24 protein-coding genes and 1 other RNA gene are annotated in these 25079 nt (G+C 39.1%); 18 read left to right on the top strand and 7 right to left on the bottom strand.

Annotation, left to right across the window (positions count from 1 at the left end):
* Positions 1 to 90 precede the first annotated feature (90 nt).
* The 5 genes from argC (at position 91) to FXN70_RS02020 (ending at position 5021) form a co-directional block, all read left to right on the top strand.
* Entirely contained in the window at positions 91 to 1140 is a 1050-nt protein-coding gene (gene argC, locus FXN70_RS02040) for an N-acetyl-gamma-glutamyl-phosphate reductase (RefSeq protein ID WP_324645747.1), read from the top strand.
* A 77-nt stretch (positions 1141 to 1217) separates the two neighbouring features.
* Positions 1218 to 1940 carry a DUF6776 family protein gene (locus FXN70_RS02035; RefSeq protein WP_324646052.1) on the top strand — a complete coding sequence of 241 codons (723 nt, stop codon included), beginning with the start codon at positions 1218 to 1220 and terminating at the stop codon, positions 1938 to 1940.
* A gap of 18 nt (positions 1941 to 1958) precedes the next feature.
* Complete coding sequence (clpS, locus tag FXN70_RS02030) at positions 1959 to 2372, top strand: ATP-dependent Clp protease adapter ClpS (protein ID WP_324645746.1); 414 nt, start codon at positions 1959 to 1961, stop codon at positions 2370 to 2372.
* 15 nt (positions 2373 to 2387) lie between these two features.
* A complete protein-coding gene (gene clpA, locus FXN70_RS02025) occupies positions 2388 to 4658 on the top strand; it encodes an ATP-dependent Clp protease ATP-binding subunit ClpA (RefSeq protein WP_324645745.1) in 2271 nt (756 codons plus the stop codon).
* On the top strand, positions 4659 to 5021 hold the full coding sequence (locus tag FXN70_RS02020; protein ID WP_324645744.1) for a YnfA family protein: 363 nt from the start codon (positions 4659 to 4661) through the stop codon (positions 5019 to 5021). It abuts the gene before it with no gap.
* 275 nt (positions 5022 to 5296) lie between these two features.
* Here the strand turns inward: FXN70_RS02020 and argF are convergent, their stop codons facing one another.
* The 5 genes from argF to glnL all read right to left on the bottom strand — a co-directional run bounded on the left by argF (position 5297) and on the right by glnL (position 10559).
* A complete protein-coding gene (argF, locus tag FXN70_RS02015; protein ID WP_324645743.1) occupies positions 5297 to 6217 on the bottom strand; it encodes an ornithine carbamoyltransferase in 921 nt (306 codons plus the stop codon).
* A 107-nt stretch (positions 6218 to 6324) separates the two neighbouring features.
* On the bottom strand, positions 6325 to 6978 hold the full coding sequence (locus FXN70_RS02010) for a TetR/AcrR family transcriptional regulator (RefSeq protein ID WP_324645742.1): 654 nt from the start codon (positions 6976 to 6978) through the stop codon (positions 6325 to 6327).
* A 72-nt stretch (positions 6979 to 7050) separates the two neighbouring features.
* Entirely contained in the window at positions 7051 to 7860 is an 810-nt protein-coding gene (locus tag FXN70_RS02005) for a tetratricopeptide repeat protein (RefSeq protein WP_324645741.1), read from the bottom strand.
* Positions 7861 to 7978: 118 nt separating this feature from the next.
* Positions 7979 to 9466 carry a nitrogen regulation protein NR(I) gene (glnG, locus tag FXN70_RS02000; RefSeq protein WP_324645740.1) on the bottom strand — a complete coding sequence of 496 codons (1488 nt, stop codon included), beginning with the start codon at positions 9464 to 9466 and terminating at the stop codon, positions 7979 to 7981.
* Positions 9453 to 10559 carry a nitrogen regulation protein NR(II) gene (gene glnL, locus FXN70_RS01995; protein ID WP_324645739.1) on the bottom strand — a complete coding sequence of 369 codons (1107 nt, stop codon included), beginning with the start codon at positions 10557 to 10559 and terminating at the stop codon, positions 9453 to 9455. Before glnL ends, glnG begins: the two co-directional genes overlap by 14 nt.
* 363 nt (positions 10560 to 10922) lie before the next feature.
* Here glnL and rimO point away from each other — a divergent pair, with 363 nt between their 5' ends.
* From rimO to lpxA, 12 genes are all read left to right on the top strand, one after another.
* Positions 10923 to 12266, top strand: a complete 1344-nt coding sequence (gene rimO, locus FXN70_RS01990) for a 30S ribosomal protein S12 methylthiotransferase RimO (RefSeq protein ID WP_324645738.1) — start codon at positions 10923 to 10925, stop codon at positions 12264 to 12266.
* Positions 12267 to 12316: 50 nt separating this feature from the next.
* Positions 12317 to 13045: a UMP kinase gene (gene pyrH, locus FXN70_RS01985; protein WP_324645737.1), complete on the top strand. Its 729-nt coding sequence runs from the start codon at positions 12317 to 12319 to the stop codon at positions 13043 to 13045.
* Positions 13046 to 13120: 75 nt separating this feature from the next.
* Entirely contained in the window at positions 13121 to 13675 is a 555-nt protein-coding gene (gene frr, locus FXN70_RS01980; RefSeq protein ID WP_324645736.1) for a ribosome recycling factor, read from the top strand.
* 3 nt (positions 13676 to 13678) lie between these two features.
* On the top strand, positions 13679 to 14428 hold the full coding sequence (gene uppS, locus FXN70_RS01975; RefSeq protein ID WP_324645735.1) for a polyprenyl diphosphate synthase: 750 nt from the start codon (positions 13679 to 13681) through the stop codon (positions 14426 to 14428).
* Between the two features lie 3 nt (positions 14429 to 14431).
* Positions 14432 to 15256 carry a phosphatidate cytidylyltransferase gene (locus FXN70_RS01970; RefSeq protein WP_324645734.1) on the top strand — a complete coding sequence of 275 codons (825 nt, stop codon included), beginning with the start codon at positions 14432 to 14434 and terminating at the stop codon, positions 15254 to 15256.
* Positions 15257 to 16465, top strand: coding sequence for a 1-deoxy-D-xylulose-5-phosphate reductoisomerase (ispC, locus tag FXN70_RS01965; protein ID WP_324645733.1), 1209 nt, complete (start codon positions 15257 to 15259; stop codon positions 16463 to 16465).
* Positions 16462 to 17817: an RIP metalloprotease RseP gene (rseP, locus tag FXN70_RS01960; RefSeq protein ID WP_324645732.1), complete on the top strand. Its 1356-nt coding sequence runs from the start codon at positions 16462 to 16464 to the stop codon at positions 17815 to 17817. Before ispC ends, rseP begins: the two co-directional genes overlap by 4 nt.
* 41 nt (positions 17818 to 17858) lie before the next feature.
* Positions 17859 to 20330, top strand: a complete 2472-nt coding sequence (bamA, locus tag FXN70_RS01955; RefSeq protein WP_324645731.1) for an outer membrane protein assembly factor BamA — start codon at positions 17859 to 17861, stop codon at positions 20328 to 20330.
* 34 nt (positions 20331 to 20364) lie between these two features.
* Positions 20365 to 20853 carry an OmpH family outer membrane protein gene (locus FXN70_RS01950; RefSeq protein ID WP_324645730.1) on the top strand — a complete coding sequence of 163 codons (489 nt, stop codon included), beginning with the start codon at positions 20365 to 20367 and terminating at the stop codon, positions 20851 to 20853.
* A gap of 3 nt (positions 20854 to 20856) precedes the next feature.
* Positions 20857 to 21927, top strand: coding sequence for a UDP-3-O-(3-hydroxymyristoyl)glucosamine N-acyltransferase (gene lpxD, locus FXN70_RS01945; protein ID WP_324645729.1), 1071 nt, complete (start codon positions 20857 to 20859; stop codon positions 21925 to 21927).
* A gap of 5 nt (positions 21928 to 21932) precedes the next feature.
* Positions 21933 to 22409, top strand: coding sequence for a 3-hydroxyacyl-ACP dehydratase FabZ (gene fabZ, locus FXN70_RS01940; RefSeq protein WP_324646051.1), 477 nt, complete (start codon positions 21933 to 21935; stop codon positions 22407 to 22409).
* A 7-nt stretch (positions 22410 to 22416) separates the two neighbouring features.
* Positions 22417 to 23205, top strand: a complete 789-nt coding sequence (gene lpxA / locus FXN70_RS01935; RefSeq protein WP_324645728.1) for an acyl-ACP--UDP-N-acetylglucosamine O-acyltransferase — start codon at positions 22417 to 22419, stop codon at positions 23203 to 23205.
* Between the two features lie 51 nt (positions 23206 to 23256).
* Here lpxA and FXN70_RS01930 read toward each other — a convergent pair whose 3' ends face one another.
* The gene (locus FXN70_RS01930; RefSeq protein WP_324645727.1) at positions 23257 to 24156 is read right to left on the bottom strand and encodes a YbgF trimerization domain-containing protein; all 900 of its coding nucleotides are present in this window, start codon (positions 24154 to 24156) and stop codon (positions 23257 to 23259) included.
* A gap of 262 nt (positions 24157 to 24418) precedes the next feature.
* Here FXN70_RS01930 and ffs point away from each other — a divergent pair.
* An RNA gene (gene ffs, locus FXN70_RS01925) (signal recognition particle sRNA small type) lies at positions 24419 to 24515 on the top strand.
* 16 nt (positions 24516 to 24531) lie between these two features.
* Here the strand turns inward: ffs and FXN70_RS01920 are convergent.
* Complete coding sequence (locus tag FXN70_RS01920; protein WP_324645726.1) at positions 24532 to 25023, bottom strand: regulatory protein RecX; 492 nt, start codon at positions 25021 to 25023, stop codon at positions 24532 to 24534.
* Positions 25024 to 25079: the final 56 nt, after the last annotated feature.

The following is a 25079-nucleotide window of genomic DNA, read 5'->3' as shown; positions in this document are numbered from 1 at the left end:
AGCCGTGACTTTTACATGTGAAAGTGTTTTGAAACTAGTGGCTTCCTGTCATACTAACCCAAGTTTAAAACACAAACATGAGGTTAAGTCGTGATTTCAGTTGGTATTGTCGGTGGAACGGGTTATACAGGTGTTGAGTTACTCAGATTATTATTAAAACACCGACAAGTACGTGTAGATGTACTCACTTCGCGTACCGAAGCTGGTAAGCCTGTGGCTGATATGTTTCCAAGTTTGCGTGGCCACACCGACTTAGCTTTTTCAGATTTAGACCTTAATATTTTAAAACAATGTGACGTGGTCTTTTTTGCAACACCACATGGCGTTGCTATGAAACACGCAGCCGAACTGACTGCTGCCAATACCAAAGTCATTGACCTTGCCGCAGATTTTCGTTTACAAGATTTGCAACAATTTGAAAAATGGTATGGCATGCAACATAGCTGCCCTGACATTTTAAAAGATGCGGTTTATGGTTTGTCTGAACTCAATCGTGAGCGTATTCAATCGGCAATGGTGATTGGTAACCCCGGTTGCTACCCAACAACGGTACAATTGGGTTTAGCGCCGTTATTAAAGTCGGCACAAGCTTTAATTAAACCCGAAAGTATTATTATTGATGCAAAATCGGGGGTATCTGGTGCAGGACGTAAAGCCAGTTTAGGTATGATTTATAGTGAAAATGCCGACAACTTTAAAGCTTATGCTGTGGCAGGTCATCGTCATCATCCTGAAATTGTGGAAGCGTTAGAAGGTATTTCTGGTCAAAAAGGCGTATTTAACGACCTCGTATTTGTACCGCATTTGGTTCCGATGATTCGTGGCATGCTGAGCACCATTTATGTCGATTTAACTGACGAAGGGGCAGCGCTTGACCTACAAGCGTTATATGAAGCATTTTATCAAACCGAAAGCTTTGTGGATGTGATGCCTGCGGGAAGTTCGCCTGAAACACGTAGCGTACGTGGTGCAAATCAATTACGTTTAGCTTTATATAAAATTGGCCCGAAAAAACTGGTTATTTTGTCTGCACAAGATAATTTGGTTAAGGGCGCAGCAGGGCAAGCGATTCAAAACATGAATATCATGTTTGGTTTTGCTGAAGATGAAGGCTTGGCAGGCATTGGTTTATTGCCTTAACTCGACAATACATTTTATCTGCACGCCGTGTTTTCGGCGTGCTTTGTGATTGAGTATTTAATATGACAGAAAAACCGATGATGTCAGATGACTTTGAAATAAAAAGAATGAAAATGCCGAATACTTATTTGTTGTTAGGTGCAATCATTTTATTTACAGGGGGCGGCGTACTCGGCTATACAGTTGGACATCGTCAGGGCTTAACTGTTGTAGGATATGATGCTGATGCGCAGCAATTGGTTGACGTGGTGAAGAAACAAAAAGATAACTTAGATAATTTAAATAAAGCATACAACCTTGCCATCCAAGAGCGTGACTTGGCTGTTGGAAATACCGATGACTTAACTGATGCTCTCAATAATGCCAAGGCAGATTTATCGATTGCCCAAGGTCAAAGCCAAATTTATCGTAATGTACTCAAAGATCGGGGTGGTTTAAGCCTGACCATTCAGAATTTAAGCATTCAGCCCTTGCCTGAAAATGCCTATGAGTATCAACTTGATTTAGTGCAGGCAAGTCCAATTGGGCGTAATGCGACAGGAACAGTAGAAATTCGCCTTGTACGTGGTGCAGAAGTGCTTGTTGTTCCGATGGAAGATAAAAACTTCAACTTTGCCGATTTTTCCCGTTTAACAGGGCGTTGGACCATGCCAAAAGGCTTTGTACCACAATATATTGAAGTGCGAGTCAATGGTAGCGTTTCTGAAACTAAACGCTTTAGTTGGCTACGTGGGCCTGAAGTTGAAACGCCTGCAACATTTGTATCAGAAGTGCCTCAAGCTGAGGCAAAATCTCAGTAAGTGATGAAAAACACCCCTATGCAAAAAATGAAGTGTAAAACCAGTTTAATTGATGCCAAAATCCGTTTTCAACAATCGGGTTATGTCGATTGGCATATCCAACCCATGATGCATGATGGGCAAAATGATGTGGATGATGGCGACATTGCCTTACAGACTGCACCGCCTGAATTGAAGCGTCCGCCTTTGTACGTAGTGGTGTTGATGAACGATGATTACACCCCGATGGATTTTGTTATTGAAATTTTACAAGATTTTTTTGCGTTGAATCTTGACCAAGCCACACAAGTAATGCTAACAGTACATTATGAAGGGAAAGGTGTCGCAGGCACCTATCCGCGTGATATTGCTGAAACGAAAGCAAATCAGGTGAACAACTACGCTCGCTCTCAAGGTCATCCATTACTTTGTCAGATTGAGCCAAAATTATAAGGTATAGGAGGTCACATGCTTAGTCGTCAATTAGAAGTATCACTACGTTTAGCTGTCAGTATGGCTCGTCAAAAAAGACATGAGTTTTTGACGGTCGAGCATTTACTCCTCGCATTATTAGATAACGATTCTGCTGTAAATGCTTTAAAAGCGTGCGGTGCAGATGTTGTGTTGCTACGTAAAGAGCTTGAAGAATATGTCGAGCAACATACGCCAAAATTGGGTGAAAATAACGAACAAGCACCACATCCAACCGAAAGTTTTGACCGAATTTTGCAGCGTGCCATTTTTCATGTGCAATCAAGTGGTACAGACCGCACAGTAGAAGGTGCAGATGTTTTAGTTGCAATGTACTCTGAACGCGATGCTTTTGCAGTTTACTTACTCAAACGCCACCAAATTAATCGCTTAAACTTGACCCAATATTTGTCTCATGGCACACGTAAAGATGAAATTCAAGTTGAAGAAGAAAGTGATGATTTAGAAGGCGAGAATCCAACTGCTGCATCTGGCCCATTAGACTTATATACTTTAAATCTTAATCTTGAAGCATCTAAGGGTAAAACCGATCCATTAATTGGTCGTGAAAAAGAAATTGAACGTGCTGCGCAAATTTTATGTCGCCGCCGCAAAAATAATCCGTTATTGGTCGGTGACCCTGGCGTGGGTAAAACCTCAATTGCTGAAGGTTTGGCTTGGCTCATTGTTAATGGAAAAGCACCTGAACCATTAAGCAAAGCCGAAATTTACAGTTTAGATATTGGTGCATTGGTTGCAGGTACAAAGTATCGAGGCGACTTCGAAAAACGCTTAAAGCAATTATTAACTGCTTTAAAGAAAAATCCAAATGCAATTTTATTTATTGATGAAATTCATATGATTATTGGTGCTGGCTCTAGCATGGGCAGCACAATGGATGCTTCAAACTTAATTAAACCTGCACTTGCAAATGGAACTTTACGTTGTATTGGTTCAACCACGTTCCAAGAGTATCGTCAAGTATTTGAAAAAGACCATGCATTATCACGTCGTTTCCAAAAAATTGATGTAAATGAGCCAAGTGTTAATGAAACCATTGATATTTTACGTGGTTTGAAATCTAAATTTGAAGATTTTCATCATGTTGAGTATGACGATAAAGCTTTAGTTGCTGCGGTGGAGTTATCTGCTAAATTCATTAATGATCGTTTCTTACCGGACAAAGCGATTGATGTAATTGATGAGGCAGGGGCACAGCGTCGTTTAAAAAGTAATGTTGATCGTAATATTACAGTTGAAAACATTGAAGATATCGTGTCTAAAATTGCACGTATTCCACCAAAAACCGTATCTAAAGACGATAAATCTGTTCTTGAAAATCTAGAGCGTGATTTAAAACGTGTGGTCTTTGGTCAAGATGAGGCAATTACGGCACTGGCATCGGCGATTAAATTGTCGCGTGCAGGGCTTAAAGCGCCAGACAAACCTGTGGGGAATTTTGTATTTGCAGGCCCAACAGGGGTGGGTAAAACTGAAGTGACCAAACAGCTTTCACGCTTGCTTGGTGTGGAACTTGTGCGTTTTGACATGTCGGAATATATGGAGCGCCATGCGGTTTCACGTTTAATTGGTGCGCCTCCGGGCTATGTTGGCTTTGACCAAGGTGGACTGTTAACGGATGCGATTCATAAAAATCCACACTGTGTTTTATTGTTAGATGAAATTGAAAAAGCGCATCCTGATGTTTATAACTTATTGTTGCAAATTATGGATCACGGCGCTTTAACTGACAATAATGGCAGAAAATCAGATTTCCGTAATGTGATTTTGGTAATGACTACCAATATTGGTGCAGAGAGTATTTCTCGTACCAGTATGGGCTTTACCGAACAAGACAACAGTAGCGATAATCAAGAAGCAATGAAACGTGCATTCTCGCCAGAATTTCGCAATCGCTTAGACAGCGTGATTCAATTTAAAGCATTGCCATCTGTGATTATCGAGTCGGTGGTAGATAAATTCTTAACCGAATTGCAAGCACAGTTAGATGATAAAAAAGTTGTACTTGAGGTTGATCAAAGTGCGCGTGATTGGATGGCAGAGCATGGCTATGACCGTTTAATGGGTGCACGCCCAATGCAACGTTTGATTCAAGAGCACTTGAAAAAGCCACTTGCCGAAATGATTCTATTTGGTGAGTTGGCAGAGCATGGTGGTAATGTTGCTGTAACTGTGAAAAAAGACAATGGTAAAGCAGTTGGTTTACAACTTTCTGTTTTTGAAGATCAGACAGCTGAACCCGCTTAAATGTTACTTGATTCAACTGAAATAACCCGAATACTGTACGTGTTCGGGTTATTCTTTATAACCGCAATTGCTGAACTGTTGGGTTGTTATTTCCCTTATTTAATCTTGAATCAGGGGAGGTCGGCATGGTTGTGGTTGCCTACTGTAATTAGCCTAAGCATTTTTGTATGGCTTTTAACTTTACATCCCGCCGCATCGGGTAAAATTTATGCGGCTTATGGTGGTGTTTATATTTTTACCGCATTACTTTGGTTGCGCTTTGTCGATCAAATTCCATTTACACGCTGGGATATTACTGGTGCGATGATTGTCATATTTGGCGCAGCAATTATTATTTTACAACCACATGGTTTAGTACGCTAAATTCCACTAACGTTGTAAATTTAAAATCCCACTAAAATAGCCTAAGCAAATTTAAATAAAAGATTTTTATACGTAATCAAGGTAAATAAATACTTCATCAAAAAATAAAGAGGGGATTGTATTCATACTGGATTCATATTTGCTGTAATAGAGGCAGATATCTAAATATTATTTTAAAAAATTGCATTAATAGAGCTTGGTATTATCGTCATATTTATATTTTAATTGTTGTAAAAATACAGTAGACCAGTATTAAACCAGTCTACTGGCTAAAATTAATTTGGCTTTAAATTTTCAAGAATTAAAAATTCCATTAAAGCTTTTTGTGCATGTAAGCGGTTTTCTGCTTCGTCCCAAACCACTGCGTTTAAGTGATCTAGCATTGTTTCAGAAATTTCTTCGCCACGGTGAGCAGGTAAGCAGTGCATAAATAAACAATCTGGATGGGCGAGGCTCATCAAACGTTCATTGACTTGGTAATCGGCAAAAGCTGCTTCACGAATTTTTTGTTCTTCTTCTTGTCCCATAGAAGCCCAAACATCGGTCACAATTAAGTCGGCATTAACCGCCGCATCTTCAGCTGATTCAACCAGTTCTGCACAATGTGCAAATTCAGATAAAAACTCAGGCTTAGGTTCATAGCCTTTTGGCGCAGCAATTTTGAGTTTAAATCCCCACATATGTGCAGCTTCAATATATGAGTTACACATATTATTGCCATCACCGATCCATGCTACGGTTTTACCTTCAATGCTACCACGGTGCTCAACAAAAGTTTGTACATCTGCCAGCAATTGGCAAGGATGATGGTCGTCAGTTAATGCGTTAATCACAGGAACTTTTGAATAAGAGGCAAAACGCTCAACAATGTCGTGACCAAAGGTACGAATCATCACAATATCAAGCATGCTTGAAATAACGCGTGCTGAATCTTCAATGGGTTCGCCACGTCCAAGTTGTGTGTCGCGTGGAGACAAGAAAATTGCGCTACCGCCAAATTGGCTCATACCTGCTTCAAATGAAACACGAGTACGGGTGCTAGACTTTTCAAAAATCATCCCTAAGACTTTACCAGTAAAAGGTTGATAAAGTTTGTTTTCGTGTTGAAGCTTTTTCAGTTCTTGCGCTCGGGCAATCACACGATTAAGTTCAGCTGTAGAGAGGTCACGTAAAGTCAAAAAATGCCGCAGAGCCATGGCTTACCCCATTATTGTTATAATTAACGTTTATAACAATATGTCGTTTGTTAAGAGAAAAAAAGGAATCGATTAATATACTGATAACGATAAAAAAATGCAAAGCATTATGGATTACGTAAGGATTTTAAAAATAAATCGACGCTATAGAGGATGTAATTTTGAATATCACTCGGGTTTTCCGTGAGGGTTACACCCATAAAAATTTTCCACTCAATGTGCCAGAGAATACCTAAATAAATTTTTGCGGCATCATCTGGGTTTTCACAAAAAATGAGACCATTGTCATGTGCATAGCGTAGTTTTTGACTGACATGAGCCAAAATTTTGACGGGGCAGGCTTGATAGATATATTCAGATAAATCTGGGTCGTACTTGACTTGTTCAAACAAAAGTCGAATAAATTTTCGGTTATCGATTTGGGTAATGTGTTGATAAAAATTATCGAGCGTTTGAAGTAAAAAAGTGCGTAATTCAAGATACTCAAATTGACTGGTTTCTTGAAATAAATCTTGTAAAAATAAATCGCGTCTATAGTCACAAATGGCTTTAAATAATCCTTTTTTACTACCAAAATATTTGTAAATAGTTGCTTTAGAACCACCTGCATGTTGAACCACATCATCTAAAGAAACGTCATCATAGCCTTTTTCAATGAAAAGCTGGCTTGCAGATTCCAAAAATGCCAAACGGCGCTCTACACCACGTTTGGTTTGAGGTGGAAGATGACAAGGGCAAGGGGGGAATTGGTCTGCTGACATACATTTATGTAATTCACGGGATCAATCAGAGTATAGCAAATCCCTTGATAAAAATAAGGTTAAGTCGTAGATTTAGTCCTCTGTCGGGAAAATTTTTGGCTTTAAATAACCCAAGATTTGATCTAAAAGTTGTTGTTGATTGTGGTTAAGAGCTTGTTGTTGATCAAGCTTTTGTGCAATGGTAATCAGCGTTTCCCCATACAAAATTTGTCCTTCACTGCAAAAAACTTTACCTAAGTTTTCGAGTGAAGTCAGGTTCTTTTCAACTTGAAATGCATAGGTATACCAATCTTTAGCTTCGGAGTAGCGATGTAAGCTTTGATAATAAACTCCCAAATAATGCGCGCTATAGGTTAAATCATGTTCAAATGCAGCTTCCAAGGATAATTTTGCTTGCTTGAAGTCTTTAAGAATTAAATAAATTCTACTTAGTGGCAACCAAGCTTCAATAACTTGTTGCTCTAAGGCTTTTTTGAATGCTTCAATCGCAAATTGATATTGGCTTATTTGAAAATACATCTCACCTAAAGCCAAAAAAGCATGTGCATAATTTTGAAGAGTGGCTTGTTTTAAATAATGTTCGGCTAAACGATGGTTATGTCGACTCATTTCAATACAACCTAAATGATAAAAAGCCGCAGCATAATTCTTTTCTGCCGCAGATAAATACCAGTGATAGGCAAGACATTTCTGACTTTGGTGTTCGTATACAATGCCAAGTCGAGTCATCCAACGAGGGTCTTGCGGATAGCGCTTTTGCAATTGCTGTAAGGTTTTTAATACCTGTTTGTGCTGTCCGAGTTTTAGGTCTGTATCTAAATTTTGATAAAGCTGAGTAAGATTCTCATTGAGTGCATTTCTACTTTGGCGAAAAGTCCACATGACTGCTCTAACTTAAAATGATAATTATTATCATTTATAGCATATTTTTATTTTATTGCGAATATTTTTCATAAAAAAGCTGCATCTAAAAAATGCAGCTTTTATACATCAATTTTGACTATGAATCGGCGTGTGTAGTTTCTTCTTCCTCATCGTCAGCAGTATCCATCCCTAATTCTTTTAGCTTACGTGTCAGGGTGTTACGCCCCCAACCTAAAAGTTCTGCTGCATGGCGTTTGCGTCCGCGTGTTTGTTGAAGGGCTGCGTTAATTAGCACCTTTTCAAACATTGGCGTTGCAATGTCAAGAATTTTCATTTCACCATTACGCAATTTTTGTACCGCCCATAAACCAAGCGATTCATCCCATTGTTGCGTGTTTGGATGTTCTGGTGTGCCAAGTGGGGCTGTCGTTACTTCACCTGCTTTATGAATTGGAATTTGCTTCAATTCATTCGGTAAATCTTCAGGATAAACATCACGCCCTGTAATCATGACTGTCAGCCAACGGCAGGTATTTTCAAGCTGACGTACATTGCCCGGCCAAGGCAGTTGTTTCATATAGCTAACGGTTTCTGGACGCAGAATTTTAGCACTCACGTTCAATTCTTTACCTGCATCTTCTAAGAAGTGTTGTGCAAGCATTGGAATATCTTCACTACGATGTGCAAGTTTCGGAATATGAATGCGAATGACATTTAAACGATGATATAAGTCTTCACGGAAGCGACCTTCATTGACCAGTTTTTCAAGGTCTTGATGAGTTGCGGCGACAATACGCACATCCACTTTAACAGGAATGTGCCCACCAACACGATAAAACTCACCATCAGCCAAAACGCGTAATAAGCGCGTTTGTGTTTCAAATGGCATGTCACCAATTTCATCTAGAAACAATGTGCCACCATTGGCCTGTTCAAAACGACCTTGACGTTGGGTGTTTGCCCCTGTAAATGCCCCTTTTTCATGACCAAACAACTCCGTTTCAATTAAATCTTTTGGAATTGCTGCCATATTTAAGGCAATAAAGGGCTTCGCTTTACGTGGAGAATGGCGATGCAAGGCATGGGCAACAAGTTCTTTACCTGTGCCTGACTCACCATTAATCAGAACTGTAATATGTGACTGAGACAAACGACCAATGGCACGGAAAACCTCTTGCATTGCAGGAGATTCACCAATAATTTCAGTCGATTGTAGCGGTAGCGTGGTTTTAGCAGACTCTTGCTGTTGCAATTTTGTGATATGTAAAATTGCGCGATTGACCAGTGCTAAAGCTTCATCAATATCAAATGGTTTTGGTAAATACTCAAATGCACCTGTTTGATAACTTGATACCGCAGATTCTAAATCTGAATGTGCTGTCATAATAATGACAGGTAAATCTGGATAATTGCTTTTAACTTTGCCTAAGAAAGTCAGTCCATCAATACCGGGCATACGAATATCGGTTAAGATAACATCAGGTGCTTCTTCTAAAAGTTGATCTAAAGCACTTTGTGCCTCTTCAAAGCTAGTAACGTCAAAGCCTTCTTCTTTAAAGGTTTTTTCTAAGACCCAACGCATGGCGCGATCGTCATCAATCACCCAAATTTTATTTCGCGACATGTTGCGACTCCCACGGTAAATATAAGCTAAATGTTGTTTTTCCAGGTACGGAATGACAAACAATCATTCCGTTGTGTTGATGCATAATATTTTGAGCGATACTTAAACCCAGTCCTGTACCATTGGCACGACCAGTAACCAGTGGATAAAAAACAGACTCTAAAATATCTTCAGGAATACCTGGGCCATTATCTTCAATATCAATACGTACCGCAGAGCGATTAAGCACGCCATTAATGGTGACTAAACGCTGGATACGGGTACGTAAAATAAGTTCAGGTTTGTGCTCGGTAAAAAATTCTTTGTTTTCAAGCATCGCTTGTACGGCGTTCACACTAATATTGAGCATGACTTGAATCAGTTGATCACGATCGGCCTTAATGTCAGGCAAAGACAAGTCATAATCTCGGATAATTTTGATTTTCTTTTTGGTTTGATTGGTAATGAGTGAACGTACGCGTTCGAGTGGTTCATGCACATTTACATCTAAATAGCTAGGTAATTGGCGTGAACCAAGCATAGTGTCGGCTAAAGTGCGTAAACGATCGACTTCATTAATAATAATATCAGTGAATTCATCATACTGAGGGTCGTTCAAGCTACGTGCTAGAAGCTGAGTTGCACCACGAATTCCGCCCAACGGATTTTTAATTTCATGTGCGACACCTCGAATGAGTTGTCGTGTCACTTGATGCTGTTGGATTAGATTCTCTTCTTTAGAAATTTTCAGCATTCGGTCAATTGGGTTTAGTTCAATAATCAGCAGTGGATGATGTGCCTTACCTGTATTGAGTTGGGATACTGAATAATCGACATGAATATCTTTAAAATTAACATTAATTGTCGCTTCACGGCGCGTGTAAGCCTGACCAACTTTTAAGGTATTTAAAAGGGCTTCACGGGTATCAAAATGGTCATTCGGTGCTTGTAATAACTGCGTTACAGGCATGCCAGAGGCGCGAAGTAAACTAATATCAAACAAAGTTTCGCAGGCAGAGTTAAGGTAAAATATATTTAAGTTTTTATCTGCTAACAAAATAGCAGTAGTTAAATTGTCCACCAAAAGTCGATAATCAATTGTGGGCTGATCCATTAGCAAAATCTTCCTGATGTAAAATGGCGCAATGGCATATTTTTCATACCTTTTTTGCTCCCTGTTATGGAACATGCATAAATTGAATATGGTCAGATTTAAGCAAAATGTAAGCCAACTTTCTAGAATGTCTTATTTTTAAGCAAAAAAAAAGTGAAATTCAAAACGTATTGCAGTGTTCGAGTAAGATGAGAGTGCAAGGATAACAAAAACAGATGGTGTTCGCCCTAATTTGGTGCAAAATATTTAGGTAGTCAAAACTTGAGCAATGTTTTGGTGCGTTAGGGATTCATTGCTTTTTATACCTATGCTTATGCCATGAAAAGACATACAATACGCGCATTATAGTGGAGTAGTTGTTGCATGAAATCCCCCAAAGTCGGTTTTGTCTCTTTAGGTTGCCCTAAGGCATTGGTCGATTCTGAGCGTATCCTAACCCAGTTGCGTACTGAGGGTTATCAAGTTGCCTCAGATTATGATGGTGCTGATCTAGTCGTCGTAAACACCTGTGGTTTTATTGAGTCTGCCGTTCAAGAATCGTTAGATGCGATTGGTGAAGCAATGAGTGAAAATGGTCGTGTTATTGTAACAGGCTGTTTAGGTAAGGATGAAGACAAAATCAGACAAATGCACCCGAATGTTTTAAAAGTAACAGGCGCGGCAGCATATCAGGATGTCATGGAAGCAGTACATGAATATGTCCCTGCACCACCAAAACATAACCCATTTATTGACTTAGTTCCAGAACAAGGCATTCGTCTAACCCCTAAACATTATGCGTATTTGAAAATTTCAGAAGGCTGTAACCATCGTTGTACTTTCTGCATTATTCCAAGTATGCGTGGTGATTTGGTTTCACGTCCTGTGGGCTCTGTGCTTGACGAAGCTGCTGCACTAAAACGTGCAGGTGTCAAAGAAGTGTTAGTGATTTCACAAGATACTTCAGCATATGGTGTAGACACTAAATACAAGCTTGATTTTTGGAATGGTCAGCCGGTTAAAACCAAATTCTATGACATGTGTGAAGCACTAGGTCAGCTTGGAATTTGGGTGCGTTTACATTATGTCTATCCATATCCACATGTCGATGCAGTGATTGACTTAATGGCACAAGGTAAAATTTTACCGTATTTGGATATTCCATTCCAACATGCCAGCCCGCGTATTCTTAAACTCATGAAACGCCCTGCGCATAGCGAAAATACTTTAGAGCGCTTAAAAGTTTGGCGTGAAAAATGTCCTGATTTAGTCATTCGTTCAACGTTTGTTGTTGGTTTCCCTGGTGAGACAGAAGAAGACTTCCAATTGCTTTTAGATTGGTTGAAAGAAGCCAAACTCGATCGCGTAGGATGTTTTACTTATTCACCTGTAGAAGGTGCGACAGCAAATGACTTACCCGATCATGTGCCAGAAGAAATCAAACAAGAACGCTATGAGCGTTTCATGCAAGTTCAGCAAGAAATTTCTGCTGCTAAATTAAAGCAACGTGTTGGTCAGATCATGACCGTGTTGGTAGATGATTTAGAAGATGAATTTCCAGTTGCGATTGCACGTTCGTATGCAGATGCACCTGAAATTGATGGTAATGTCTTTGTTGAAGATATTGACAAATCAATCATTAAAGCAGGTGACTTACTTGAAGTTGAAATCACCGATGCAGATGAATACGATTTATATGCAAAATTGATTCAAATTAAATCGGCTTGAAGTAAAACGAAATCTTAATTTTTTGAAATTATTCGATTTGGAGAACAGGTATGTCGGCGTCTAAAAATCCACGTTATGCACGAATTTTATTAAAACTTTCTGGTGAAGCTTTGGCTGGAAATAAAGACATGGGAATTGATGCGCAAGTGCTTGATCAAATGTCTTTATCTATTGCTCATTTGGTTGGTTTGGGTGTGCAAGTCGGTATTGTTGTGGGTGGTGGTAATCTTTATCGCGGTAGTCAATTGCAAAAAGATGGTTTGGTTGGCCGTGTAACAGGCGACCAAATGGGAATGCTTGCAACGGTAATGAATGGCTTAGCAATGCGTGATGCCTTGGTTCGTCGCAATATTAAAACTCGTTTAATGTCGGCACTTTCAATCGGTACAGTGGTTGAACCATATTCAAGCCGTGATGCAATTCGTCATTTGGGTAATGGCGAAGTGTGTGTATTTGTTGCAGGAACAGGCAATCCATTCTTTACAACCGATACAGCTGCATGTTTACGTGGTATTGAAATTGAAGCGAATTTGATTTTAAAAGCGACGAAAGTGGACGGTGTTTATAATAAAGACCCAAGCAAATACGACGATGCAGTGAAATATGACTCACTTACATTCGATCAAGTCTTAGATGAGAAATTAGGTGTAATGGACTTAACAGCCATTTGCTTATGTCGTGACCACAATGTTCCACTCCAAGTTTTTGATATGAACAAATCTGGTGCACTTTTATCTGTCGTTATGGGTGAAAAAGAAGGTACTCGCGTCACGAACTAATGTACGTGAGCGAGAAAGCTCTTTATACTAGCGCTAATTTTTATTTAAATGTTTTGAGAAAGTAAGGTAAATCAGATGATTAACGATCTTAAAAAAGACGGCGAATTGCGCATGCAAAAGTCGATGGAGTCTTTAGAACTTGGTTTTGCTAAAGTTCGTACAGGCCGTGCCCACCCATCTATTTTAAACGGTGTGATGGTTCCTTACTATGGTTCAGATGTTCCTTTAAACCAAGTGGCAAACGTGGGCATTGAAGATTCACGTATGTTGGTCGTTCAACCATTTGAACGTACAATGGTTTCTGCAATTGATAAAGCAATTCGTGAAAGCGACTTGGGTTTAAATCCAATCACGTCAGACACAATACGCGTTCCATTACCTGCTTTAACGGAAGAAACTCGCCGCGACATGCAGAAAGTTGCACGTACTGAAGCTGAAAATGCCAAAGTTGCGATTCGTAATATCCGCCGCGATGTATTAGGCGACATTAAAGCATTGTTGAAAGAAAAAGAAATTTCTGAAGATGATGAGCGCCGCGCAGCAGATGATATTCAAAAGATCACTGATAAATATGTTGCAGAAGTTGACAAGCGTCTTGCTGCTAAAGAAGAAGAGTTAATGAAGGTTTAATGAATGACGACATTAGCCGACATTCATCTTCCTCAACATGTTGCCATCATCATGGATGGCAACAATCGCTTTGCTAAGAAAAAGCACCTTGAGCAAGGGGATGGTCATCGAGAGGGTAAGTCAACACTTGACCCAATTGTTGAACATTGTCGTGAAGTTGGTGTTCAAGCCTTAACGGTTTTTGCATTTTCAAGTGAGAATTGGAACCGACCACAGGCCGAAGTTGATTTGTTGATGCACTTGCTAGAACAAGCAGTGCATGAACAAATCCCACGGATGATTGAGTTTGAAATTGCCTTGCGTTTTATTGGAGATCGCTCGCGTTTAACGCGTGATTTACAAGCACTACTGATTTCGGCAGAAGCACAAACTGCACATTTCCATAAAATGACCTTAACCATTGCAATTAGTTATGGTGGGATGTGGGATATTGCCAATGCGGCAAAAGAAATTGCGGCAAAGGTGATACAGCAAGAAATTCAGCTAGAAAACATCGATGCGCAACTTTTTGGTCAATATGTGCAGCTAAATGATTTGCCCGCAGTAGATTTACTGATTCGTACTGGCGGTGATTATCGTATTTCTAATTTCTTACTCTGGCAAACAGCGTACGCTGAATTGTATTTTACTGATACATTATGGCCAGAATTCACCATACAAGAGTTAGATCGTGCATTTAAAATATTTGCACAACGCGAACGTCGTTTTGGCAAAACTTCAGAACAAATTCTACAAGAGAAAATTGAGAAATAATTCATGTTTGAGCGGATAAAAACCGCATTGGTATTGGTGGCAATTGTTCTAAGTTGTATGTTTGCCACTGCATCACACTATCCTATGTTGATTTTAATGGCTGTTGCGGCAACCATTGCAGGATATGAGTGGTATAAATTAATGCCTGTGCAGAACCCATCAACACGTCCCATGTTTACTTGGGGATATACTTTTTTAGCACTGATGGTTGCAGTGATTGCACTGTATTATCATGATATCCAATTAATTTTTTGGACAGCGTCTATTCTAGTTTGGTTGTTAAGTGTGTATTGGGTTAAAAACTTTCCAAAATATGATGCTTGGTATAATAAAAGTTTAAATATTATTGGTTTAGTTCTAATTTCTGCTGCAATTACAGCAATATTTTCTGTTTGGGAAAGTTCTCCTTGGTGGTTAATGTATCTCTTCCTATTGGTTTGGGGAGCGGATAGTGGGGCGTACTTTGTGGGGCGAAAATTGGGGCGTCGTAAGATGGCACCGAACGTCAGTCCAAATAAATCAGTAGAAGGTTTAATGGGCGGGATTAGTCTGACTGTTATAATTGTTTTGGCTGTACAGCATTATTATTTAGATTTAACGTTACCACAGCACTTTTTATTCTTAGCCTTGTCGATGATAACGGTATTAGGTTCAGTACAAGGCGATTTGTTCGAGTCTATGATTAAACGTCGTGCAGGTGTTAAAGATTCTGGACACATTTTGCCGGGTCATGGTGGTGTCCTCGATCGAATCGACTCGTTATTGGCTGCGGCGCCTATTTTTGCAACGGGTCTTTATCTTTTAAAAATGATGGGTGTAGATTTATAAATGTCACAAACTGTTTGTATATTAGGCGCAACAGGTTCGATTGGTCAGAGTACTTTAAAAGTTTTAGCTGAACATCCTGAAAAATATACGGTTTATGCTGTAACGGCAAATAGTCGAATAGATGAGTTAGTTGCAATATGCAAACAGTTTAAGCCTAAAATTGCAGTTGTGCCGACAGAACTTGTTGATCACCTTGCACAATTGTTAAAACAACATCAGTTGCAACAGATTGAAATTTTAGCAGATGAAGCAGGGCTAATCGCTGCGGCATCGCATCCTGAAGTTGATGTGGTCATGGCGGCTATAGTCGGGGCGGCAGGGTTATTACCGACATTGGCGGCAGTCAAGGCAGGTAAGCGCGTATTGCTTGCCAACAAAGAAGCTTTGGTTATGTCGGGTGACATCATGCTGCAAGCAGCTAGGCAGCACCAAGCGCTGTTATTGCCTGTAGATTCTGAACATAATGCAATTTTTCAATGTCTACCGCAAAATTACTTACAATTAGAACGTGAAAATTACCAACCGAAACAAGGCGTATCGCAAATTTTATTAACCGCATCGGGTGGGCCATTTTTAAATTTCTCTATCGAACAATTACAAACCGTGACTCCCGCACAAGCATGTAAGCATCCAAATTGGTCGATGGGGCAAAAAATCTCAGTTGATTCAGCAACACTGATGAATAAAGGGCTTGAGCTTATTGAGGCATGCCATTTATTTTCAATTTCAGAACATTTTGTTACAGTTGTAATTCATCCACAGAGTATCATTCACTCTATGGTTCAATATGTGGATGGTTCGACTTTGGCTCAAATGGGTAATCCTGATATGTGTACGCCAATTGCACATGCATTGGCATGGCCAAATCGTATCTCGGCACCTGTACCTACGCTTGATGTATTTAGTCATCAACATTTGAATTTTGAACAACCTGACTTACAGCGTTTTCCTGCATTAACTTTAGCACGTCAAGCGATGCGAAGTGGTGGTACAGCACCTGCAATTTTAAATGCAGCCAATGAAATTGCTGTTGCCGCATTTTTAGCACAAAAAATTCCATTTACAGCAATTCCTGAAGTGGTTGATTTTAGTTTAAATCACATTGCAATCACATCTGCCGATGACTTAGATACAATATTAGATGCAGATACATCTGCACGTCGCGCAGCACAGCAATATATTGCAACACAACGAGGAGGCCTAGCATGAATGCCTTATTTATGATTTGTGCAGCAATTTTATTGCTTGGGCCATTGATTGCTATTCACGAGTTTGGACATTACTGGGTTGCACGGCGTTTAGGCGTCAAAGTATTGGTGTATTCGATTGGATTTGGCCCTAAAATCTTAAATTGGACTTCGAAAAAAACAGGGATTCAATACCGACTTTCGCTACTTCCTTTGGGTGGCTATGTGCGAATGCTTGATGAGCGTGAAGGTGAAGTAAAACCTGAAGATGCAGCTTATGCATTTAATCGGCAGCCCGTATGGAAACGCTTTGCTATTGTTGCAGCGGGACCTGTCATTAACTTATTGTTTGCTATGTTATTGTTTTGGATTCTATTTTTACCAAAGCAAGAACAGCTTAATACACGTATTGGTAAAGTGTTGCCTGACACTGCTGCTGCTGTTGCAGGACTTAAAACAGGCGATAAAATTGTTACAATTGATGGTAAACAAACACCAACATGGGAAGCACTTAATTTTGCTTTAGTTGACCGTGCGGGTGAAACAGGGGAAATTATGGTTCAAGCGGAACACCAAGGTTCGCTTAAAAACTTTAGTTTACCCATTCATCAATTTTTGAAAAATCAAGCAGATTCGCCATTTGAAAGTGTTGGATTTTTGCCATATCGTCCGCATATTACACCGACTATTTCAGAGTTGAGCGTAGATGGCGCTGCAATTCGTCAGGGAATGAAAGCGGGTGATATTATTGTTGCAATTAACCAAGTTAAAACCCCAGATTGGTTTGATGTAGTTGATATTGTACAAAAATCTCCAGAGAAATTATTAAATATTCAAGTGTTGCGACACGGTCAATTGGTTAATTTATCAGTCATGCCTCAAGGCAAGCGTGATAATATGGGCAATGTTACGGGTATGCTTGGGGTTAAAGCTGCAACAGAAAAAGTTGTTGTACCAGAGAGTTATAAACAAACCATTCAATATTCACCACTACAAGCTGTAGAAAAAGCTGTACAAAAAACTGGTGAAATTTCGGGTATGATTTTAAATTCTATGGTTAAAATGGTACGCGGCTTAATTGGGTTAGAAAATTTATCAGGCCCGATCACGATTGCCAAAGTTGCTGGCCAAAGCGCTGAAATGGGATGGCAAACATTTATTTCCTTTATGGCGCTCATGAGTGTGAGTTTAGGGATTTTAAATCTTTTACCTATTCCCATGCTTGATGGCGGGCATTTAATTTATTATGTTATCGAAGCGATTAGAGGGAAACCAGTTTCGGAACAAGTACAGCTTATTGGGTTTAAAATCGGTATGGTATTGCTTGGAAGTATGATGATCCTCGCTTTATTTAATGATTTTATGCGGTTATAAAACAGGATTTACACAATATTCAACTTAGTGGAAAAATAGGCATGCGTCACTCACATATTTTTATGCCTTTGGCACTGATTAGTGCAATGGCTGCTGTACAACAAGTCTATGCGGCAGACGAATTCGTTGCTCAAGATATTAAATTTGATGGATTGGTTCGTCTGACACCTGCCAACTTATATAGCATATTGCCAATTAAAAGTGGTGACCGTGTTAATGATGCAGTGTTAAACAGTGCGATTCATTCGCTATATGGCTCTGGTTTGTTTGATGATATCAAAGCATCACAACAAGGTTCGAGCTTGGTGTTTAATGTGGTTGAGCGTCCCGTTATTTCAAAAGTTGAGTTTAAAGGCAACAAACTGATTCCGAAAGAAGCACTGCAAGATGGTCTCAAGAAGATGGGAATTGCAGAAGGTGAAGTGCTGAAAAAATCAACTTTACAAAATATCGAAACTGAACTTGAACAGCAGTATGTTCAGCAAGGTCGATATGACGCTAAAGTTACTGTGACAACCACAGCACGTCCAAATAATCGTGTTGATTTAACAGTTAACTTTGATGAAGGTAAGGCTGCAAAAGTTGTTGAAATTAATGTGATTGGTAATCATGTTTTTAAAGATGATGAAATTAAACAAGCTTTTGCACTTAAAGAAAGCAGTTGGTCATCTATCGTTACTCGCAATGACCGTTATGCCAAAGAGCGTATGTCGGCAAGTTTAGATGCACTAAAAGCGTTATATCTAAATAACGGCTATATTAATTTCACAGTCAATTCATCGAACTTAAATATTAGCGAAGACAAAAAAAATATCTTCGTTGAAGTCTCAATCGATGAAGGTCAACAATTTAAAGTCGGTCAAACTAAGTTTTTAGGTGATACTTTATTTAAACCTGAAGAATTAAAAACACTACAACTATATAAAGATGGTGACACTTATTCGCAAGAAAAAGTGGATGCAGTAAAAAACTTATTGCTGCGTAAATATGGCAATGCAGGCTATTATTTTGCCGAAGTCAATGTTGTACCTCAAATTAATAATGACAATAAAGTAGTTGATGTAAATTACTACATTAATCCAGGTCAACAAGTGACCATTCGTCGTATTAACTTCTCAGGTAACACCAAAACTGAAGATCAAGTATTACGTCGTGAAATGCGCCAAATGGAAGGCGCTTTAGCAAGTAATGAAAAAATTGATTTATCTAAAGTTCGTTTAGAACGTACAGGCTTCTTTAAAACAGTTGATATCAAACCTGTTCGTATTCCAAATGTACCTGACCAAGTTGATTTAGACGTTAATGTTGAAGAACAACACTCGGGGACAAGTACTTTAGCCATTGGTTATTCTCAAAGTGGCGGTATCACTTACCAAGCAGGCATTAGCCAATCTAACTTCTTAGGTACAGGTAAAAGTGTTGGTTTTGACTTTACCCGTTCATCGTACTCGACCAACTATAACCTTTCAGTGACTGATCCATATTTTACTATTGATGGCATTAGTGCAGGTTATAATGTTTACTACAAAAAAACCAAGCCTTATGATAATTATCACGTCAGTGATTACTACTCAGAAACGTATGGGGCAAATACTAGCCTTTCTTATCCAATTGACGAAAACCAAAGTTTAAGTGGTTCTATTGGAATTGAAAAAACCAGTATCTCAACTGATATCTATGGTTCAACTGCATTTAGAGATTACTTATTAAGTCATGATGGTAAAGCTAAAGCTCAGGCAAATGTTGTAGATGCAAATGGAAATGCAACATCAACCACTTACGATAGTGAGTTTGAGGGTGATTATCTCAATTATCTAGTTAACCTTGGATGGTCATTCAACACTTTAAACCGTCCAATGCTACCAACTTCTGGTCAATTACATAACGTTAATTTAGAAGTGGCACTACCAGGCAGTGATGCTGAATACCAAAAACTGACCTATAGCGGCCAAGTTTTCTTCCCAATTGGTTTGGGCTTTGGCTTGCATGGTTATGGAAAGCTTGGTTATGGCCATGACTTACCATTCTGGAAAAACTTCTATGCAGGTGGTTGGGGCTCGGTGCGTGGTTATGAAGACAACACCTTAGGTCCTCGTTATCCCGGTGTTTACTATAGTGGGAATAAAATTACAGACTCAAGTACCGATGCTACTGGTGGTAATGCTTTAGTGCAATTCGGCGCAGAATTGATTTTACCTGTTCCTTCTAAAGGTGATTGGGCGCGTCAGGTTAGACCAACGTTGTTTGTTGAAGGTGGTCAAACTTTTGACACTGAATGTAAAAATGTAGGTGCGTTCAATACAGCAACCAATAGTTATACCGCAGATCAAGCAAAACAATATTGCAAAGACAATTTTGGACTTGATGTTGGTAATTTGCGCTATAGTGCAGGGGTTGGTTTGACATGGATTACCATGATTGGGCCGTTATCAATTAGCTATGCATTCCCATTGAACAAAAAAGAGGGTGATGACACCCAAGCAGTTCAATTCCAAATTGGTCGTACTTTCTAAGTACGACTTTCATAACGACTTTAGGACATTTAAAATGAAAAAACTATCAACACTTCTTTTGACTTTGGGTGTAACTGCAACAGGTCTAACCCATGCAGCTGGCTATGGTGTGATTGATATGCAACGTGTTGTTGAAAGTAGTACATATTTAAAGCAACAAAATGCGACATTACAACAGTCAGTCAAACCATCTGCAGATCGCGTTGAGCAACTAAATAAAGACATTCAGGCACTCCAAGCCAAAGCAAGTACTGCAAAACCTGCGGAAGTAGATCAGTTAAAGTCACAATATGAAACTAAAGTGCGTGAAATTAATTCACTTGAGCAAAATATTCAACAGCGTGTACAGGCTACATCACAAACAACCAGTCAAACCTTTAGTAGTCGTGTACAACAAACTGCTGAGCAGTTACGTAAAGAAGGTAATTTAGACCTTGTTTTGAATAAAAATGCCGCTCTTGCCTATGACGCTAAGAATGATTTAACTGATAAAATGATTCAAAAGGTTAATGCGATCAAATAATTCATGAATCAGCAAATTTACTCATTAGAAGCATTAGCTCATCTTGTCAAAGGTGAGTTAATTGGTCAGCCTGAAATGAAAATTTCAGGCTTGGCCAGTTTAGAACATGCAACCAAATCTCAGATTGCTTTTGTAAATGGTGAGAAATATCTAGAAAAAGCACAGGCATCCAAAGCAGGTGCATTGATTATTTCTGCAGATTTACAAAATAAACTTCCGCAGCATCAAAATTTTATTGTGGTGAGTAATCCCTATTTGGCTTTTGCTACTCTAACCCATGCATTTGAAGTAAAGAAAACAATGCGTGGCATTGAAAGTACAGCAAAAATTCATCCTTCAGCAATGATTGCCGATAGTGCTTATATTGGCCATTATGTCGTGATTGGTGAAGATTGTGTGGTCGGGGAAGACAGTGTCATTGAGTCGCATGTTAAAATTGATGATGGCGTAGAAATTGGTAACCATTGCTTTATTGATTCGCATGTAACATTAACGGGCTATACCAAAATTGGTCATCATGTCCGTATTCACGCCAATACTGTAATTGGAGGTGAGGGATTTGGTTTTGCGCCTTATCAAGGCAAATGGCATCGTATTGCACAGTTAGGTTCAGTTAAAATTGGAAACAATGTCAGAATTGGTTCAAATTGTAGTATTGACCGTGGTGCATTGGATGACACAATTTTAGAAGATGGTGTCATTATTGATAACCTTGTGCAAATCGCACATAACGTAAAAATTGGGCAAAATACCGCCATTGCTGCAAAATCTGGGATTGCTGGCAGTACAACCATTGGCAAAAACTGTATACTTGCAGGCGCATGTGGGGTTGTAGGGCATATTGAAATTGCCGATAATGTAACATTGACAGGAATGTCAATAGCTACAAAAAGTATTTTTAAAGCAGGAACCTATTCTTCAGGCACAGGGCTTTTTGAAAATTCACAATGGAAAAGAACGGTTGTACGCTTACGACAATTAGCAGATGTGCCATTGACCCATATCGTGAAACGATTAGATCATATACAAGCTCAGATTGAGTCCCTTGAATCAACTTTGAATACGCGTAAATGAATATGATCACAGAATCAAATACTCCAGCTTTTGAAATTCCTGAATTACCAATGAAAATTCAGAAAATTCGTGAATATTTACCACATCGTTATCCATTTTTATTGGTTGACCGTGTCACTGAAATTACAGATAACAGCATTGTTGGTTATAAAAATGTGTCGATTAATGAAGAATTTCTTCAAGGACATTTTCCTGAATATCCAATTATGCCAGGCGTGTTAATTATTGAAGCCTTAGCCCAAGTTTCAGGAATTTTGGGTTTTGTGATGAATAATGAAACACCAAAACCAGGATCTTTGTTCCTGTTTGCAGGTGCAGAGAAAATCCGTTTCAAAAAACAAGTCGTTGCAGGCGATCAATTGGTTCTAAAATCTGAACTATTGATGCAAAAACGCGGCATTTACAAATATAATTGTACTGCAAGCGTAGACGGCGTTGTCGCTGCAGCTGCAGAAATTATTATCTCTCACCAAAGAACATAGAGCAGGCATGAGTAGTAAAGAATATATCCATCCAACCGCTATTATTGACTCATCTGCTGTTATTGCACCAGATGTAGAAATCGGGCCATACTGTATTATTGGCCCACAAGTAACGATTGGTGCAGGGACGAAACTGCATTCACATGTTGTGATTGGCGGATATACTCGTATTGGTAAACACAATCAAATTTTTCAATTCGCCAGTATTGGTGAAGTTTGCCAAGACCTCAAATATAATGGCGAAGAAACATGGTTAGAAATTGGCGACCATAATGTCATTCGTGAACATGCTTCTTTACATCGCGGTACAGTGCAAGACCAAAGTCTGACTCGCTTAGGCAGTCATAACTTATTAATGGTAAACACCCATATTGCACACGATTGCCAAATCGGTGACCACAATATTTTTGCCAATAACGTAGGTGTAGCTGGACATGTTCATATTGCCAGTCATGTCATTGTCGGTGGAAACTCAGGTATTCATCAATTCTGTCGAGTAGGTGCGTACAGCATGATTGGTGCAGCATCTTTAGTTGTAAAAGATGTTCCTGCCTATGTCACAGTGTCAGGGAATCCTGCACATGCTTTTGGTTTGAATCTTGAGGGAATGCGTCGTCGTGGTTGGTCACGCGAAGTGATTCAAGGCTTACGTGAAGCATTTAAGTTGGTGTATAAAGAAAACTTAACGACAGTTGAAGCGGTAGCGCGTATTCGTGCCGAAATTTTAGCTGACGTTGCAGAAGTCCAGTTACTTATTGACTCAATTGAGCAATCTGAGCGTGGTATCGTACGTTAAGTTTGTTCTGCAAAATAAAAAAGGCTAAACATCCGTTTAGCCTTTTTTATTTCAGCCTTTTTTGACAAAACCTGCTTCTTCAGATTTAGGGTATTTGGTTAGCAGCTGCTGGCGATATAAATTAGCGGATACGGTATTTTTATCAATATTTTTGGCAATACTATATAGTTGATATAGTGAGCGCGCAGCTTTGGCCGATTGTGGATATTGCTTAGCAACAATCTCATAGTTTTTTTTGGCATCAGTATAATTTGGCGGTTCAATCGCTAAATTGAATTCAGCCAACCAGAAATGTGCATTTCCGATATAAATACTATTTGGATAAGTTTTAATAAAATTCTGCATTGGTGAAATTGCAGATTTTGCCCCGCCTTGCTTATATGCATCTAGCGCGGTGGTGTAGGCCTGCTTTTCACTCTGAGGTTTAGGTGTTGGTGTCGTTTTATCTATATTTGTATTTGAGCTTGCTGTATTTGTAGATGGTGCTTTTACAGGGGTAACAGGTACGGCTGCGGTCGTTGTTGCTGTTTTATCGCTTGTGGCAGATGGGCTTGTACTATTTGTGCTGCTTGGTTCAGATGCAGTATCATCGCCATCTTCACTCGCATTACTTTCTGGATCAACCTTTTGCTGTAATAATTGCAACCGTTGATCAAGATCATTGTAACGATTTTCAGCATCTTTTTTCAGTTGGTCAATAGTGTTTTGCTGTTCTTCTAAACTTCCACGTAAGCTACGTACTTCATTTTCAAGTCGTTCTGTTTTTTGTACCAACTCCCAGTTTAAATTGGTTGGAATATTTGGAGCAGTTGTGGTTGCAACTGGGGTAGCTGATGTTGTGTTTGCACCCGTATTTTGGCTTAAATTGACATTTTCAATGGGTGCAGCTGACAACGAGCCAATCATTAGACAGGTGACAACACATACTAACGCTGTTTTTTTAAACTTCATAACACAACCTGAAAAAAGATAAAGTCGAATATAAATCGAGAGAGTGAATGGTTTTATTATCAAGTTTCTTTGAAAATAGGCAATAACTATTTACAATCTCACAGCATTTTTAAAATGTAAGCCGAAAAAACAAACACAATATTGAGTAAATTTATTGAATTGTATTTTTTACAGACAAACGATGCCAAATTTCAATAATTTATCTGATTTTATCTTGCATCAGATTTTAAAATCTCTATAATCGTCGTTGCAATGGTAGCCCTGCTGGTAGCTTCGCAATTGTACTCTGTGAACCCCGCCAGGACCGGAAGGTAGCAACGGTAACAGAAATATGATGTGCCGAGGTTTTGCTAGTAGGGCTGCCACCATTTTATATTATAAGAACTCATCCTCATCTGCTTCTTTCTTAATTGCCTTAAAAATCACATCCATATCATAGCCACGATACTGTAAATAACGAATTTGTTTCGCAATTTCCTTTTGATCACGGCTGACCAAAGCACCAAATTTTTTTACTTTTAATTGGTATGCTTGACTTAACCAATCAATTTCATCAAGTTCAGTTTCAATATATTCTTGATCAATCGCTTTTTTTTGCAAAGCCTGCGTAATACGTCTTGGACCTTTACCTTGTCTAACTTGACTTGATAAAACCATTTTCGCCATTCGCTCATCACTTTGGTAGTGCTGCTGTTCTAGCTCATCAACCAATGCAATTACTTCATCTAAATGAATAGCATAGCAAGCGAGCTTATTGTGTAGCTCTTGCTTGGAATATTCACGTTTGGCTAAAAGTGCAAAAGCATAAGATCGTAGCCGCGTTCCTGTCAGCGTTTTTACAATTTCAGTAGATGATTTTTTCCACATAAACGGTTTCTCTATACAGTAAAAACGCCCCGAAGGGCGTTCTATAAAACATTTAA

Source organism: Acinetobacter sp. MD2 (genome assembly GCF_035615575.1).
Taxonomy (GTDB): Bacteria; Pseudomonadota; Gammaproteobacteria; order Pseudomonadales; family Moraxellaceae; genus Acinetobacter.
Note: the sequence above shows the minus strand (reverse complement) of the source record. Positions and strands in the feature narration are given on the sequence as shown.